18 protein-coding genes are annotated in these 13,882 nt (G+C 69.0%); 8 read left to right on the top strand and 10 right to left on the bottom strand.

Annotated elements, in window-relative coordinates:
• Nucleotides 1-11: 11 nt before the first annotated feature.
• From ispF to carD, 3 genes are read right to left on the bottom strand one after another with little or no spacing between them, the layout of a single operon-like run.
• Nucleotides 12-488: a 2-C-methyl-D-erythritol 2,4-cyclodiphosphate synthase gene (gene ispF, locus KXC42_RS02300; protein WP_024102859.1), complete on the bottom strand. Its 477-nt coding sequence runs from the start codon at nt 486-488 to the stop codon at nt 12-14.
• Between the two features lie 5 nt (nt 489-493).
• Entirely contained in the window at nt 494-1,201 is a 708-nt protein-coding gene (gene ispD, locus KXC42_RS02295; protein WP_006550485.1) for a 2-C-methyl-D-erythritol 4-phosphate cytidylyltransferase, read from the bottom strand.
• Nucleotides 1,202-1,226: 25 nt separating this feature from the next.
• Nucleotides 1,227-1,715: an RNA polymerase-binding transcription factor CarD gene (gene carD / locus KXC42_RS02290; RefSeq protein ID WP_006550486.1), complete on the bottom strand. Its 489-nt coding sequence runs from the start codon at nt 1,713-1,715 to the stop codon at nt 1,227-1,229.
• 276 nt (nt 1,716-1,991) lie between these two features.
• Between carD and KXC42_RS02285 the strand changes: the two genes are divergently transcribed.
• The 3 genes from KXC42_RS02285 to dinB all read left to right on the top strand — a co-directional run bounded on the left by KXC42_RS02285 (nt 1,992) and on the right by dinB (nt 5,421).
• Nucleotides 1,992-2,624 carry a hypothetical protein gene (locus KXC42_RS02285; RefSeq protein WP_024102857.1) on the top strand — a complete coding sequence of 211 codons (633 nt, stop codon included), beginning with the start codon at nt 1,992-1,994 and terminating at the stop codon, nt 2,622-2,624.
• A 91-nt stretch (nt 2,625-2,715) separates the two neighbouring features.
• Nucleotides 2,716-4,107 (top strand): DNA repair protein RadA, encoded by a 1,392-nt coding sequence (gene radA / locus KXC42_RS02280; RefSeq protein ID WP_006550487.1) that lies wholly within the window; start codon nt 2,716-2,718, stop codon nt 4,105-4,107.
• Between the two features lie 57 nt (nt 4,108-4,164).
• Nucleotides 4,165-5,421 (top strand): DNA polymerase IV, encoded by a 1,257-nt coding sequence (dinB, locus tag KXC42_RS02275; RefSeq protein WP_019290182.1) that lies wholly within the window; start codon nt 4,165-4,167, stop codon nt 5,419-5,421.
• A 26-nt stretch (nt 5,422-5,447) separates the two neighbouring features.
• Here the strand turns inward: dinB and KXC42_RS02270 are convergent, their stop codons facing one another.
• The gene (locus KXC42_RS02270; RefSeq protein WP_006550489.1) at nt 5,448-6,011 is read right to left on the bottom strand and encodes a PaaI family thioesterase; all 564 of its coding nucleotides are present in this window, start codon (nt 6,009-6,011) and stop codon (nt 5,448-5,450) included.
• A 93-nt stretch (nt 6,012-6,104) separates the two neighbouring features.
• On the opposite strand from KXC42_RS02270, the gene disA reads away from it, so the two are divergent.
• Nucleotides 6,105-7,187, top strand: a complete 1,083-nt coding sequence (gene disA / locus KXC42_RS02265; RefSeq protein ID WP_006550490.1) for a DNA integrity scanning diadenylate cyclase DisA — start codon at nt 6,105-6,107, stop codon at nt 7,185-7,187.
• 23 nt (nt 7,188-7,210) lie between these two features.
• Here disA and KXC42_RS02260 read toward each other — a convergent pair whose 3' ends face one another.
• Complete coding sequence (locus KXC42_RS02260; protein ID WP_006550491.1) at nt 7,211-7,957, bottom strand: hypothetical protein; 747 nt, start codon at nt 7,955-7,957, stop codon at nt 7,211-7,213.
• A gap of 101 nt (nt 7,958-8,058) precedes the next feature.
• Nucleotides 8,059-8,688 carry a carbonic anhydrase gene (locus KXC42_RS02255; RefSeq protein WP_019290184.1) on the bottom strand — a complete coding sequence of 210 codons (630 nt, stop codon included), beginning with the start codon at nt 8,686-8,688 and terminating at the stop codon, nt 8,059-8,061.
• A gap of 93 nt (nt 8,689-8,781) precedes the next feature.
• Here KXC42_RS02255 and KXC42_RS02250 point away from each other — a divergent pair, with 93 nt between their 5' ends.
• On the top strand, nt 8,782-9,666 hold the full coding sequence (locus KXC42_RS02250; RefSeq protein WP_019290185.1) for an A/G-specific adenine glycosylase: 885 nt from the start codon (nt 8,782-8,784) through the stop codon (nt 9,664-9,666).
• 45 nt (nt 9,667-9,711) lie between these two features.
• On the opposite strand, the gene KXC42_RS02245 is transcribed toward KXC42_RS02250, so the two are convergent.
• On the bottom strand, nt 9,712-10,470 hold the full coding sequence (locus KXC42_RS02245; protein ID WP_006550494.1) for an alpha/beta fold hydrolase: 759 nt from the start codon (nt 10,468-10,470) through the stop codon (nt 9,712-9,714).
• 33 nt (nt 10,471-10,503) lie between these two features.
• On the opposite strand from KXC42_RS02245, the gene KXC42_RS02240 reads away from it, so the two are divergent.
• Both KXC42_RS02240 and KXC42_RS02235 read left to right on the top strand, forming a co-directional pair.
• On the top strand, nt 10,504-10,809 hold the full coding sequence (locus KXC42_RS02240) for an antibiotic biosynthesis monooxygenase (RefSeq protein ID WP_006550495.1): 306 nt from the start codon (nt 10,504-10,506) through the stop codon (nt 10,807-10,809).
• 1 nt (nt 10,810) lies between these two features.
• The gene (locus KXC42_RS02235; RefSeq protein ID WP_219129873.1) at nt 10,811-11,341 is read left to right on the top strand and encodes a DUF1990 family protein; all 531 of its coding nucleotides are present in this window, start codon (nt 10,811-10,813) and stop codon (nt 11,339-11,341) included.
• Here KXC42_RS02235 and KXC42_RS02230 read toward each other — a convergent pair.
• The 3 genes from KXC42_RS02230 to KXC42_RS02220 all read right to left on the bottom strand — a co-directional run bounded on the left by KXC42_RS02230 (nt 11,331) and on the right by KXC42_RS02220 (nt 12,994).
• Nucleotides 11,331-12,017 carry a DsbA family protein gene (locus KXC42_RS02230; protein WP_024102852.1) on the bottom strand — a complete coding sequence of 229 codons (687 nt, stop codon included), beginning with the start codon at nt 12,015-12,017 and terminating at the stop codon, nt 11,331-11,333. The genes KXC42_RS02235 and KXC42_RS02230 overlap by 11 nt on opposite strands.
• A 59-nt stretch (nt 12,018-12,076) precedes the next feature.
• Entirely contained in the window at nt 12,077-12,517 is a 441-nt protein-coding gene (locus tag KXC42_RS02225) for an OsmC family protein (RefSeq protein WP_006550498.1), read from the bottom strand.
• A 132-nt stretch (nt 12,518-12,649) separates the two neighbouring features.
• Nucleotides 12,650-12,994: a hypothetical protein gene (locus tag KXC42_RS02220; RefSeq protein ID WP_219129872.1), complete on the bottom strand. Its 345-nt coding sequence runs from the start codon at nt 12,992-12,994 to the stop codon at nt 12,650-12,652.
• Nucleotides 12,995-13,184: 190 nt separating this feature from the next.
• Between KXC42_RS02220 and KXC42_RS02215 the strand changes: the two genes are divergently transcribed.
• A complete protein-coding gene (locus KXC42_RS02215) occupies nt 13,185-13,811 on the top strand; it encodes a TetR/AcrR family transcriptional regulator (RefSeq protein WP_024102849.1) in 627 nt (208 codons plus the stop codon).
• Nucleotides 13,812-13,882: the final 71 nt, after the last annotated feature.

The raw sequence follows: 13,882 nt of genomic DNA, 5'->3' as shown, positions 1-13,882 counted from the left end.
GACCGTCTATCCTACCGCTCGTCCTGCTGGGCCAGGACCAGTGCGGTCGCAACCGCCGCCACACCTTCTCCCCGGCCGGTGAGCCCGAGTCCGTCCGTGGTGGTCGCCGACACGGAGACCGGACCGCCGAGCGCCTCGGACAGCACCGCCTGTGCCTCCTCGCGCCGCGGCCCGATCTTCGGGCGGTTCCCGATCACCTGGACGGCGGCATTGCCCACCACCCAGCCGGCGTCGTCGAGCAGGCGACGTACCTCGCCGAGCATCGCGACACCGGAGGCGCCGGCCATCTCCGGTCGGCCCGTGCCGAAGACCGATCCGAGGTCGCCGAGACCGGCGGCCGAGAGCACCGCATCGCACAGCGCGTGCGCAGCGACGTCCCCGTCGGAGTGACCCGCGCACCCGTCGGCGTCCTCGAACAGCAGACCGGCCATCCAGCACGGCCGTCCGGCCTCCACGGGATGCACGTCCGTTCCGATGCCGACACGCACGATGCTCACATCTCCTTCTCGGTGCGGACGCCGGACGCGAGCACGGTCCGTGCCAGCACCAGGTCCAGTGGGGTGGTGATCTTGAAAGCGAGAGGGTCTCCCACGACGGTGGTGATCCGCTCCCCCAACCGCTCGACGAGTCCCGCGTCGTCGGTCGCGTCGGCGGCGTCGCGGTTGGCCCGCTCGAGCAATTCGACGTCGAATCCCTGCGGCGTCTGCACCGCGCGGAGGGTCGACCGGTCGGGAGTCCCGGTGACGACTCCGTCCTTGTCGACACTCTTGATGGTGTCGACGACGGGCAGGACGGGGATCACCGCGTCGCTGCCGGCCCGCAACGCGTCGACGACCCGGACGAACAGCTCGGCCGGGGTGAGCGCACGCGCGGCGTCGTGGACGAGCACGAACCGCGCGCCCGATGCCGCCGCAAGACCGGCGCGCACCGAGTCGGCGCGTTCGGCGCCACCCGCGACGACGGTGACCCGGTCGGCGAACGACCCGCCGACGAGCCGGTCTGCGGGCGTCGCAGCCAGTTCGGGCGGCGCGACGATCACCACTCGATCGATGACCGCTGAAGCAAGCATCGCCTCGACCGAGCGGTCGAGCATCGTGCGGCCGTCCAGTTCCACGAACGCCTTGGGCAGTGGTTCTCCCAGGCGAACACCGCGGCCGGCCGCCGGAAGGATTCCGACGACCGGCCCGTTGCGATCGCTCATGTGCAGTTTGCCGATGTCTCGCGCGTCAGGAAGCGGCGGCGAGAACCTCGTCGAGCATGGTCTCCGCCTTGACGTCGTCGGTGCCCTCGGCGAGCGCGAGCTCACCGACGAGGATCTGACGTGCCTTGGCGAGCATCCGCTTCTCACCTGCGGACAGGCCGCGGTCCTGCTCCCGGCGCCACAGGTCGCGCACAACTTCTGCGACCTTGTTGACATCGCCGGAGGCCAGCTTCTCGAGGTTGGCCTTGTACCGCCGTGACCAGTTGGTGGGTTCTTCCGTGTGGGGTGCGCGCAGCACCTGGAAAACCTTGTCGAGGCCTTCCTGCCCGACGACGTCGCGCACTCCGACGTACTCCGCGTTCTCTGCAGGTACCCGGACCGTCAGGTCGCCCTGCGCGACTTTCAGAACCAGATATTCCTTCTGCTCACCCTTGATGGTGCGTGTTTCGATTGCTTCGATCAGCGCCGCACCGTGGTGGGGGTATACGACGGTGTCTCCGACCTTGAAAATCATGTGTCCCGTGCCCCTTTCGATTCTCCCAGTTTAACACGTGACCACATCACCCTCCCGTCAACGATGCAGGTCAGGGGCACCGAGCACTGAGCGTAGGGCTTGACAGGCAGTTGCTTCCGTGTATCGGGTGACCTCCGACACACCCGCCCGTGGGCGCCTGTCGATCTCGTCTTCCGCGCGCGAATCCGCACGAGATCCGGCCCCGACGTACACAGCGCACACGGGAACTACTACTCTGCCTAGTGGATTGCGAGCCTTACTCGAGTGGAGGAACCCGTGACTGCTCTCAAAGCGCCGACTCGCCGAGTCGTGACCGCTCTCGCCCTTGCCGCGGGAGCGGCGCTCACGATGTCCGCGTGCAGCGCCGGTCAGATCACCCAGACCTCGACCCAGGTCGCGGCCATCAACGGTTCCAACGTGGACGCCGGCAGCCTCGCGCTGCGCAACGTGCACGTGATCTACCCGAACTCCGAGGAGTACAGCATCGAGCCCGGCGGCACCGCCCAGCTCGGCTTCACGATCGTCAACCTCGACCCGTACGTCGGCGATCAGCTCACCGGTATCTCCACCGATTTCGCAGCCTCGGTCACCGGTGCCCGCCTCGAGATTCCGCCGCAGTCCTCCGTGGTCGCCGGTGTCTCCGAGGAGAACGCCGCCCTCGTCGAGGAGGTCGACGAGTCGCCGCGTCCGAACAGCACCGAGGAGACCCCCTCCCCGGCCCCGGCAGGCGTCGTCAACAACGTCGAGCTCGTGAACCTCTCCGAGGGTGTCCGCCCGGGCCTGACCATCCCCGTGACCTTCACGTTCGCCGAGGCCGGCGACGTGACCCTGTCCGTGCCGATCGACGCCGGCCCGGAGCTCCCCCGCGACGAGTCGGAGCTCTCGCCGATCGTGGGCGAAGCACACTAGGACTTCCTGCTGAAGGGCCCGGTCGAGCACAGCTCGGCCGGGCCCTCCTCGCATCCGCTCCGGTGTCGGTGCGACCGACTATCCTCCGGCCGTGGCAAAGACCAAGACCCTCTACCGCTGTTCCGACTGCTCGCACACCGTCGCGAAGTGGGTCGGGCGCTGTCCCGAATGCGGAACGTGGGGGTCGATGGACGAAGCACCCGTCCAACCGGTCGCGGTCGCCTCGCGGTCGGGTACCTCGCTCGCCCGCGCCGGTGCCGCCGCCGTGCTGCCGAGCACCCCGGCCACCCCGCTGTCGCAGATCGACGGCAAGGCCACCCACGCGAAGCCCACGGGCATCCCCGAGCTCGACCGCGTCCTCGGCGGCGGTGTCGTACCCGGTTCGGTCGTCCTGCTCGCCGGCGAACCCGGTGTCGGCAAGTCCACGCTGCTCCTCGAGGTGGTGCACCGCTGGGCGTTGCGCGGCGAAGCCGATCGCGCGCTCTACGTCACCGGCGAGGAGTCGGCCGGTCAGGTGCGCCTGCGCGCCGACCGCACCGGCGCCGTGCACGACCGGGTCTATCTTGCCGCCGAGAACGACCTCGCGACGATCTTCGGGCACGTGGAGCAGGTCAAGCCCACGCTGCTGGTCGTCGACTCCGTCCAGACGATGCTCGCCGCCGACGTCGACGGCGTGACCGGCGGTGTCACGCAGGTCCGCGCAGTCACCAGCGCCCTGACCTCCCTCGCGAAGTCCAGCGGCATCCCGGTGCTGCTCATCGGCCACGTCACCAAGGACGGCGCGGTCGCCGGTCCGCGTTCCCTCGAGCACCTCGTCGACGTGGTGCTGCACTTCGAAGGCGACAAGCACTCCACGCTGCGCATGGTGCGCGGGGTGAAGAACCGGTTCGGAGCCGCCGACGAGGTGGGCTGCTTCGAACTTGCCGAGGACGGGATCGTCGGCGTCAGCGACCCGTCGGGATTGTTCCTGCAGCACCGCGACGAGGCCGTGCCCGGCACTGCCGTCACGGTCACGATGGACGGCAAACGCCCGCTCCTCGGTGAGGTCCAGGCGCTCGTGGTGCCCACGCACAATCCTTCACCGCGACGCGCCGTGAGCGGTCTCGACTCGGCGCGGGTGGCGATGGTGCTCGCGGTGCTCGAGCGTCGCTGCGGGCTCGGCCGGCTCGGTAACTGCGACGTCTACGCCTCCACCGTCGGCGGTATGCGGATCACCGATCCGTCCGCCGACCTCGCGCTCGCACTCGCCGTCGCCTCAGCCGTACGCGACCAGCCCGTCCCGGCCGGCACCGTGCTGCTCGGCGAGGTCGGTCTCGCCGGGGAGGTCCGTCGTGTCGTCGGTGCGGGTCGCCGACTCGCGGAGGCGAACCGGCTCGGCTTCGACCGCGGGGTGGTTCCGCGCGATGTCGAGGGTGTCCCGAAGGGCATGAAGAAGTTCGAGGTGTCCAACGTGGCGCAGGCACTGTCGACCCTCACACGCTGACCTGCGGACATGTCGGCAGCGCCGATCTGCCGAGGTGTCGGCGGCCGGTGCGAACATGTGTTCGTGTCCGATGCGACGGTGCTGCATGCCGATCTCGACGCGTTCTACGCGTCGGTGGAGCAGCGCGACGATCCGTGGCTGCGCGCCAAACCGATCGTCGTGGGCGGGGGCGTCGTACTCGCGGCGAGCTATGAGGCCAAGGCTCACGGCATCGTCACCGCGATGTCGGGCCGAGCCGCCCGCGCCCTGTGCCCGGGACTGATCTCGGTGCCTCCCCGCATGGAGGCCTATGCGCAGGCCTCGCGCGACGTCTTCGCGATCTTCGATCGCACCACACCGATCGTGGAGGGGATCTCCATCGACGAGGCGTTCCTCGACGTCTCCGGTCTCGGGCGCATCGCAGGCAGACCCGTCGACATCGCCGCACGCCTGCGCCGCACGGTCGCCGAGGAGGTGGGGCTGCCGATCACCGTCGGTGTCGCGCGCACCAAGTTCCTCGCCAAGGTCGCGAGCGGGGTGGCCAAGCCCGACGGACTGCTCCTCGTCCCTCCGCACGCCGAACTCGAGTTCCTCCATCCGTTGCCGGTGGAGCGGTTGTGGGGCGTCGGCAAGGTGACGGCGGCGAAGTTGCACGCGCACGGTCTGCGGACCGTGGCCGATGTCGCCGCCCACTCCGAGTCCGATCTCGTCTCGCTGCTCGGACGCACGGCGGGACGCCACCTGCACGCGCTCGCGATCGGTCACGATCCGCGTCCGGTCCGGCATCGGCGGCGCAGTTCGATGGGCGCGCAGCACGCGCTCGGCCGCGGACCCCACAGCCTCGAGTCGGTCGGCGAGACGCTGCAACTGCTCGTCGACCGCGTGGGCCGGCGGATGCGCCGGGCCGGACGCCTCGGCCGCACGGTGGTCCTGCGGATGCGCTTCGCCGACTACACCCGCGCGACACGCTCTCACACGCTGCCCGGGGCCACCGCACGCACCGATCTGCTGTCGGCGGCGGCGCACGACCTGCTCGAGCAGACCCGACCGCTCATCGCCGAGCGCGGTCTCACGCTCATCGGGATCGCGGTGACGAATCTCGTCGGTGAAGGCGTCGAGCAACTCGAGCTGCCGTTCGACGAGCCGGTCGAGGCCGCCGGGGACAGTACTGCAGACACGCGAACGCAGCACCGCGCCGTCGACCGGCATGCCCTCGATGCCGTCCTGGACGATCTGCACTCCCGCTACGGCGCGGGCGCGGTCACTTCCGCGGCGTTGCTCGGACGCGACCACCGGCCGGGTGTTCCGCTGCTCCCCGACGGACCGGAGACCTGAACGCGATAACCCGGAGGGCGGAGATGTCAGACGGCGGAGATGTCGTGTTCACTCTGCGGGATGCCGTCGGCGTAGTCGCGGCCCTTCGCGAAGTGCTCGTGCCCGACGACGACGAACAACCCGACCGACGACGCCACCACGACGTCCGGATCGGCCGGCGGACCGGCGACGATGCGCGCCTCCGCACTGGTGTAGACCTTGCGCCGCACCAAGCCGTCGACGCGGGCGCGGAACTCGAGCACCGAGCCCAGGGGGATGGGACGGGCGAAGTCCGTCTCGAAGTGCCCGGTGACGACGGCGGTCCGCAGGGCGGCGTTGCACGCCATTCCCTGGACCTCGTCGAAGGCCGTCATGAGGATGCCGCCGTGGATGAATCCCGGTCCGCCCTGGTAGCGCGTGGCGACGTCGAGACGGCCGAGCACCTCGAGGCCCTCGCCGATCGTGAACTCCATCGCGAGGCCGGAGGGCTGGTCGTCACCACACCCGAAGCACTTGTTCCAATGCTGCGGTACCGGCGCACCCGGGCCGGGATGATCTTCCGGCAGATCGGGAACGACGAGGTCGTCGGGCAAAGTCCAGGTGCTGCGCATAAGCAAGTAATGTAGTTGCGCGGTCGGGGCGCCGATCCACGAGTCCGCGCATTGTGACGACGACCGCAGACCGCACAGGGGAAGGAAGTCCAGATGACCGAGTCGGCGCCGGCATCGACGCTGAGCGACACCATCGCTCGTCTGGCGCCCGGCACCGCGCTACGCGACGGTCTCGAACGCATCCTCCGCGGCCGCACGGGCGGCCTGATCGTCCTCGGTTTCGACGACAAGGTCGCCGAGCTGTGCGACGGCGGTTTCGAACTCGACGTCGAGTTCGCCCCCACCCGACTTCGGGAGCTGTCGAAGATGGACGGCGCCGTGGTCGTGTCCACCGACGGTTCGCGCATCGTGCGTGCCAACGTGCAACTCGTGCCCGATCCGAGCATCCCCACCGTGGAGTCCGGCACCCGGCACCGCGCCGCGGAACGCACCGCAATCCAGACCGGATATCCGGTGGTTTCGGTCAGCCAGTCGATGAGCATCGTCAGCGTGTACGTCGACGGTCGCCGCCACGTCATCAACGACTCCGCGACCATCCTGTCCCGGGCCAACCAGGCCGTCGCGACACTCGAGCGCTACAAGGCCCGACTCGACGAGGTGACCCGGCAGTTGTCCGTGGTCGAGATCGAGGACATCGTCACGCTGCGCGACGCGCTCACCGTGGCGCAGCGGCTCGAGATGATGCACCGCCTGTCCGTGGAGATCGAGCAGGACGTGCTCGAACTCGGGACCGACGGTCGCCAGCTGGCCCTCCAGCTCGAAGAACTCGTCGGCGACAACCAGCTCGCCCGGCAGCTCATCGTGCGGGACTATCTTGCGGGCGAGCACGTCCCCACCCAGCAGGAGGTCGAGCAGGCGCTCGAGCGTCTCGCACACCTGACCGACGTCGACCTGCTCGACCTGACGAGCCTCGCCCGCGCCTTCGGCTATTCGGGCACCATCGAGGCCCTCGACACCTCGATGAGTCCCCGCGGTTATCGCGTGCTCCATCGGGTGCCGCGCCTGCAGGCCCGGCAGATCAACCGGCTCGTAGGTGCGTTCGGCACACTGCAGGGCCTGCTCGCGGCCACCGCTGCCGATCTGCAGGCGGTCGACGGGGTCGGCGCCCTGTGGGCCCGGTACATCCGCGAGGGACTGTCGCGGCTCGCCGAAGCCGCGATCAACCACTACGACTGAACAACTACCGGACGAGCAGCAGGTCAGGGCGTGATGTTGAACGGCTCGGGCGCGCTGCGCAGGCCGCCGAGCTGCCCGACCACGGTGTACGCGCCGGGACCGACCGGTTCGCGCGGCGCCTGGCAGCCGGGCTCGGAGGTCGTCGCCGACCACTTGACGGAATAGGCGGCCTGGTCGCCCGGAGCGAGCGACCGGATGTCGGCGGTCGATTCGGGGAAGCAGTCGGTGTTCGCCCAGAGTCGCTCGTTGCCGTCGAGGCTGTAGACGAGCACCTGCTGAAGGCCCGCACCGAGGTCGCGTTCGCACTGCGACGTGCCGATGTTGGTGATGACGATCGTGAAATCGGGTTCGGAACCGACCCTGTAGTTCGGCTCGTCCGCCGTCACCCGCACGGCGAGCGACTGATCGGAGCACTGCCCCGGCGGAACCGGAGCAGCGGAGGTGGTGGCGGACGTGGACGTGTTGTCCTCGTCGTCCGCGTCCTCCGAGGCCGAATCCCCTGCACTACGCGTCCCGGACGAACCCGAGGATCCACCGCTCCGGGTGGTGCTCGCGGACGCCGCGTCGGCGGACGCATCGGCCGCCGTCGTGGTGGCGGAGGTCGTCACCTCCGCTGCTGCGGGTTCGGGATTCTGATCGGGGTCGTCGCCGCCGGTCAGCGCCACTACGAGCCAGATGACCAGAGCCAGCACGACCACCGAGACTCCGATCGCGAGAATGCGTCGTCGCCAGTAGATCTCGGGGGGCAGAGGACCGGTCGGTTCAAGCACGCCCCCCACGGTATGTGCCACAGGCTGCGCACGGCTACACCGCCGTCGGCGTGTCGCTGTGACCTGCAGTCACATCGTTGTGACCGCAGGTGCACCCGTCTTCAGTTGTCGGAGACCTCGCCGATGTCTCCGAAGTGGCCCCGCAGACTCACCTTGCCGTCCTCGAGCTTGTAGGTGACGCCCACGATGGCGCAGCGGCCGTCGGCGATGCGGTCGGCGATGATCCGCGAACGATCCGTGAGCAGCTTGCCCGTCTCGACGACGTGGCGCCCCTCGAGTTCGTCGACGGTGGACAGACCCTCGGCCCTGCCCATCAGGATCGAGGGAGCGACACGCTCGACGAGGCTGCGGATGTGGCCGCCCGGCACCGTGCCCTTGTCGAGGGCATCGATGGTCGCCGCCACGGCACCACAGCTGTCGTGACCGAGGATGACGATGAGCGGAACGTTGAGGATGTCGACTGCGTACTCGATGGAACCGAGGACGGAACTGTCGATGACGTGACCCGCGGTACGGACCACGAACATGTCGCCGAGCCCCTGGTCGAAGATGATCTCTGCGGCGACGCGGGAGTCTCCGCAGCCGAACAGCACGGCGGTGGGGTGCTGGCCGTTGACGAGTTCGGCGCGACGATCGATTCCCTGGCTCGGGTGCAGCGGCGTGTCGCTGACGAAACGATGATTACCCTCGGTCAGGGCTTTCCAGGCGGAGATGGGATTGGAGTTCGGCATGCGTACATTATTCACCTGCGCACATGTCCGATTTCGTTCGACATCTCCTCAGCGGATCCCCACACCCGACCCCGTGACCGGAGGAGACCCGAGATGTCCGTGGACGCACCGTCGTTGCTGCGCTGGTATGCCGCGCAGGCGCGCGACCTGCCGTGGCGCCGCGACGGGGTGACGGGCTGGCAGATCCTCATGTCCGAGGTCATGCTGCAGCAGACGCCGGTCGCCCGGGTCGCTCCGATCTGGGAGGAGTGGGTGCGGCGCTGGCCCGTGCCGTCCGCGATGGCCGCCTCGAGCCAGGCCGAGGTGCTGCGGGCGTGGGGCAAGCTCGGCTATCCGCGCCGCGCGCTGCGCCTGCACGAGTGCGCCGGCGTACTCGCCGCCGAGCACGACGACCGGGTTCCCGAGGACGTCGACGTCCTGCTGACCCTGCCCGGCGTCGGCGCTTACACCGCCCGCGCCGTGGCGTGCTTCGCATACGGGCAGCGTGTGCCGGTGGTGGACACGAACGTGCGTCGTGTCGTCGCCCGCGCCGTCCACGGTCGGGCGGAGCCAGGAAACCCTTCGACCACAAGGGATCTCGCCGACGTCGAGGCTATCCTTCCGCGTCAGCGTTCACGTGCGGCGACCTTCTCCGCGGCGCTGATGGAACTCGGTGCGACCGTGTGCACCGCTCGCACGCCCGACTGCGGACGCTGCCCGCTGCCCGAGTGCGCATGGGTACAGGCCGGGCGGCCCGCCCACGACGGACCACCCCGGAAGGTGCAGAAGTTCGCCGGCACCGACCGGCAGGTGCGCGGCCGGTTGATGGCGGTGCTGCGCGAGAGCAGCGTCCCGGTGGAGCGTCCCGTCCTCGACAGCGTGTGGACCACGGATCCGGGCCAGCGCGACCGCGCCCTGCACTCACTGCTCGTGGACGGTCTCGTCGAGCAGACCGACGACGGCCGTTTCGCGCTCGCCGGCGAGGGATCGACCTCCTAGATCCGGCTTACCGACAGTGCTACTCGAGTCGGCTCGCCGACAGTGCTACTCGAGTCGGCTCGCCGACAGTGCGTGCGCGGTGAGGAAGTGTTCCACTGCGGTGCGGAACTCGTCGGGCCGGTCGTCGTGCACGAGATGCCCGGCGCCGTCGACGAGGACGTGGTCGGTGCCGGGTCGCGTCACCATCCGCCGCATCTGCCCCTCGGGGGTGATGGTGAACTCGCCTTCGAGCAGCAGCGCGGGCACGCGGATCGAGTTCCACTCGTCCCAGAAGTGCCGCGACCCCCACTCTTCCGAGATGTCGCGGAAGGTCTCGACCTCGCCGTGCAGATACCAGCCGTCATCGCGGCGGACGAACGAGTCGAGGAAGTAGCGACCCGCGACGGGCCCGAAGAAGTCGAACACCGCATCCCCGGTGGGGAACGGTTGCGGCCACTGCGCGATCATCGCCGCCCAGTTCGCGGCCGTGCGTCCCCGGAAGTCGGGCGCCATGTCCTCGAGCACCAGCGCGGTGACCCGCTCGGGATGGGTCGCAGCGAAGCACCACGCGTGCAGGGCACCCATCGAATGCCCGATCACGACGAGCGGTTCGGTGATCCCGGTGAGATGGGTTTCGAGATCGGCGACGAACGCCTCGGTGGTGAGTTCGTCGGGAGCGGGACGACCGTGACCAGCGGCGTCGAAGGTGTACACGTGTCCGTGTTCGCGCAGCCACGGCACGTGACGACGCCACGTGCGGGCGCTGCCCATGAGACCGTGCAACAGCAGGATGGGTCGTCCGGTTCCGCCCTCGTCGTGCAACACAATCGACCAAGTTAGCGGAGTAGGCTCTCGCGCATGGCAGTCGTGAAGATCAACGCAATCGAAGTTCCCGAAGGCGCCGGCCCCGAGCTGGAGAAGCGATTCGCCAATCGGGCGCACACCGTCGACAACTCCCCCGGCTTCCTGGGCTTCCAGCTGCTCCGCCCCACCGCGGGCGAGAACCGGTACTTCGTGGTGACTCAGTGGGAGTCCGAGGAGGACTTCGCCGCGTGGCGCGACGGCGACGCACGTGCTGCCCACGCGGGTGAGGCGAAGAAGCCCGTCGCGACCGGCGCATCGCTGCTCGAGTTCGAGGTCGTCCTCGACGTCAAGAAGTCCTGAGATGTCCGCGTCCGGCGGGTCCGGGCGTGAGTTCACCTATACGGAGGTGGGAGCGAGCCTGCGTGCCTTCCGGGACGAGGCACCGCTCCCCTCCGGTTATCGACATCTGAGGGTCGAGAGCGAACTGGGCCGCGGCGACACCGTGTTCGAGGTCGCCGCTGCCCAGTTGTTCTCGTGGGACATGCACCGCGGCGCGGGCATACGGATCCCGCCCGGCACGCCCCTCGCAGTACCCGGCGTCGAAGTGGATCTCGGCTTCGGTCTCGGACCGGTGCGCGCGTCGGCGCGGTGCCGCGTGATCGAGATCGTCGACACCCCGGACATACGCGGGTTCACCTACGGCACACTCCCCGGTCATCCCGCCAGCGGCGAGGAGACCTTCGTCGTCGAGCGCACCGTGGACGGACGGGTGCGGGGAACGGTGCTCGCGTTCTCCCGCCCCGCCCGCTGGTACACGAAGCTGGCCGGTCCCGTCGGGCACCTGCTCCAGCAGCAGATCGCGCGACGTTATCTCGCGGCACTCACAGCTTGACCGTCACATCGTCGACGGCCCTGCGCAGGAACTGACGGAAGACGTCCACAGGCTGCGCACCCGACACCGCGACGGCGCGGTTGGCCACGAAGAACGGCACCCCCTGCACGCCGATCCGTCGCGCGTCGAAGAGATCGGCGGTCACGGCGTCGGCCGCCGCTTCACCGGCGGGATCGTCGCCGTCGAGCGCCGCGCGCGTCGACTCCGGATCGAGCCCGACCTCGGCGGCGACCTTCACGAGGACATCCACATCGTCGATCACCTCGCCGTCGACGAAATGCGCACGGAACAACGCTTCGAGCACCTCGTCGCGCTTGTCGCCCGCCAGATGCACGAGTCGGTGCGCATCGAAGGTGTTGGCGGCGACGACGTTGTCGAAGTCGATCTCGAGTCCAACGTCGGCAGCGGTGTCCGAGACCTGCGCGAACATCTGTCTGACCTGCTCGGCCGGCATCCCCTTCATCGCGACGAGCGCCTCCACCTCGGGGACCCGTCGCCCGACCGGCGTGTCGGGCGAGAGCTGGTACGACCTCCAGGTGACCTCGATCCGGTCGCGGTCGTCGAAGGACTCGAGGGCCTCCGCGAAGCGCCGCTTGCCGATGTAGCACCAGGGGCAGGCGATGTCGGACCAGATCTCGATGTGAGCGGTGGGGAGAAGTACGTCAGGCATGCTCATATTCGATTGCAACCCGGCCCTGACGTGCTCTGTTCCCGGCCGATCGGTCCACGAACCCGTCAGCTCTCGAGCGCGGCGTCCAGGGAGATCTCGACGCCGGTGAGTGCCTTGCTCACAGGGCATCCGGCCTTCGCGTCCTCCGCGGCCTTGACGAAGCCGTCGGCGTCGAGGCCGTCGACCTCGCCCCGCACCTTCAACCGGATTCCGGTGAGTCGAAATCCGCCCGCCGGATCGGGCCCCAGCGAGACGTCGGCGGTGACCTCGAGGCTCTGCGGCGTGCCGCCCGCCTCCGCGATCAGCGCGGACAACTGCATCGCGAAGCACGACGAGTGTGCGGCGGCGATGAGCTCCTCGGGGCTGGTGGTGCCGTCCGCGTTCTCCGCCGAGCGTTTCGGGAACGACACGTCGAACGTGCCACGGCCCGAGCTGGTGAGCTCCACCTGACCGGAGCCCTTCTGCAGATCCCCGTTCCATGCGGTCCGTGCGGTACGAGTGGGCATGACCTCTCCTTCTCTGGGTGCGACAGCACTGCATGCGACAGTGCTTCACGAAGACAGTGCTTCACGAACCACACTTGCAGAGTCGTCGTGCTGGCGAGGGCCGTTCGCGCCAGAGCGTTCCTGATGTCCGGATCAGGCCGATCGCGCCCTGAGTTCGCGGTCGCGCTCACGGATCGACTGCACGGCTCCGTCCCGTTCGTGAGGCCGCACCTCGAGCCGCCGCTTCACCTCTGCGATCTCCCGCATACGCTCGGCGTGACCCCGCCGGGCGGCGCGTCCGGCGCCTCCGGGCACCAGGACATTCAGGCGGTCGCGTAGGAGGTTGCGCGCGAACCACACCGGGTACAGCGCGGCCTCGGTGAGAGCGGCGGACGAGTCGTCGGGGTCGACCGCCGACCAGACCGCCAGCCAGATCAGACGCAGAGGGTAGCTGGCCGGGAAAGCGATGGCGGTGGTGAACGCCATGAGGGTGCTCACAGGATCGGCTTCGGTGCGAGTCGATCGGTTCGGTCGTGCAGGTGGGCAGTCGACGATGCATCGATCGTCACGTTTCCTCCTCGTCCGGATTCGGGGACCGACCATGACGAAGATTCCACAATTAGTACACACTTAATTCCGGAATTGGTCGATTCCGGAAGTCTGGTCGTGTTGTGCCACACTCGACGATGTGTCCGAGCCCGAAGCCACCCGCGCGTATCGCGGCGTCGCCCCGGCCGACCGGCGCGCCGAACGCCGCAAGCGTCTCCAGAACGCGGTGATCGACGTCGTCGCCGACGAGGGCTGGTCGGCGACGACGGTACGGAAGGTCGCGGCCACCGCGGGAGTCGGCCCCCGCTTCTTCTACGAGAGCTTCACCGACATGACCGACCTCGTCACCACCGCCTACGACGAGCTCGGCGCGACCCTGCTCGAACGCGCCGTCGACGCCATCGCGGCGGCCCCCGACGAGCTGCACGCCAAGGCACGCGCCGCGGTGGGAGCGATCGTCGGCGCCGTCGAACGCAACCCCCAGCAGGGTCGCTTCCTCATCTCCGACGCGCCCCCGCTCGCCGAGCGGAAGAGCGCGTTCATCCGGTCCGCCGCCGACGAACTCGCCAAGCAGAGCGACGCGGTGGGCACCCGCCTCGACTCCCGGCAGGCCGAACTGCGTGCAGTGGTCGTCATGGCCGGCGCCGTCGAGCTCGTCCGCGGCTGGCTCGACGGCACGCTCGACATCCGTCCCGACGAACTCACCGAGATCGTCGCCAGCACCCTGTCGACACTCACCGCGCACATGCCGACCATCGGCAGATAAGCAGGCGGCAAGGTTGTTTGGGACGCCTTTCGGAAAGCGCGGTTCTGATGATCGGGTAGCGGTCGGACGGG

The sequence above is a fragment of the Rhodococcus sp. LW-XY12 genome (genome assembly GCF_019317345.1).
In the GTDB taxonomy this organism is placed as follows: domain Bacteria; phylum Actinomycetota; class Actinomycetes; order Mycobacteriales; family Mycobacteriaceae; genus Rhodococcus; species Rhodococcus pyridinivorans.
This window is presented reverse-complemented; position numbering and strand designations above follow the sequence as displayed.

Coding starts and splice junctions, on each gene's coding strand:
- ispD (WP_006550485.1), bottom strand. CDS start 1,201: ATGAGCGATCGCAACGGGCCGGTCGTCGGAATCCTTCCGGCGGCCGGC.
- carD (WP_006550486.1), bottom strand. CDS start 1,715: ATGATTTTCAAGGTCGGAGACACCGTCGTATACCCCCACCACGGTGCG.
- KXC42_RS02270 (WP_006550489.1), bottom strand. CDS start 6,011: ATGCGCAGCACCTGGACTTTGCCCGACGACCTCGTCGTTCCCGATCTG.
- disA (WP_006550490.1), top strand. CDS start 6,105: ATGACCGAGTCGGCGCCGGCATCGACGCTGAGCGACACCATCGCTCGT.
- KXC42_RS02255 (WP_019290184.1), bottom strand. CDS start 8,688: ATGCCGAACTCCAATCCCATCTCCGCCTGGAAAGCCCTGACCGAGGGT.
- KXC42_RS02250 (WP_019290185.1), top strand. CDS start 8,782: ATGTCCGTGGACGCACCGTCGTTGCTGCGCTGGTATGCCGCGCAGGCG.
- KXC42_RS02240 (WP_006550495.1), top strand. CDS start 10,504: ATGGCAGTCGTGAAGATCAACGCAATCGAAGTTCCCGAAGGCGCCGGC.
- KXC42_RS02235 (WP_219129873.1), top strand. CDS start 10,811: ATGTCCGCGTCCGGCGGGTCCGGGCGTGAGTTCACCTATACGGAGGTG.
- KXC42_RS02230 (WP_024102852.1), bottom strand. CDS start 12,017: ATGAGCATGCCTGACGTACTTCTCCCCACCGCTCACATCGAGATCTGG.
- KXC42_RS02225 (WP_006550498.1), bottom strand. CDS start 12,517: ATGCCCACTCGTACCGCACGGACCGCATGGAACGGGGATCTGCAGAAG.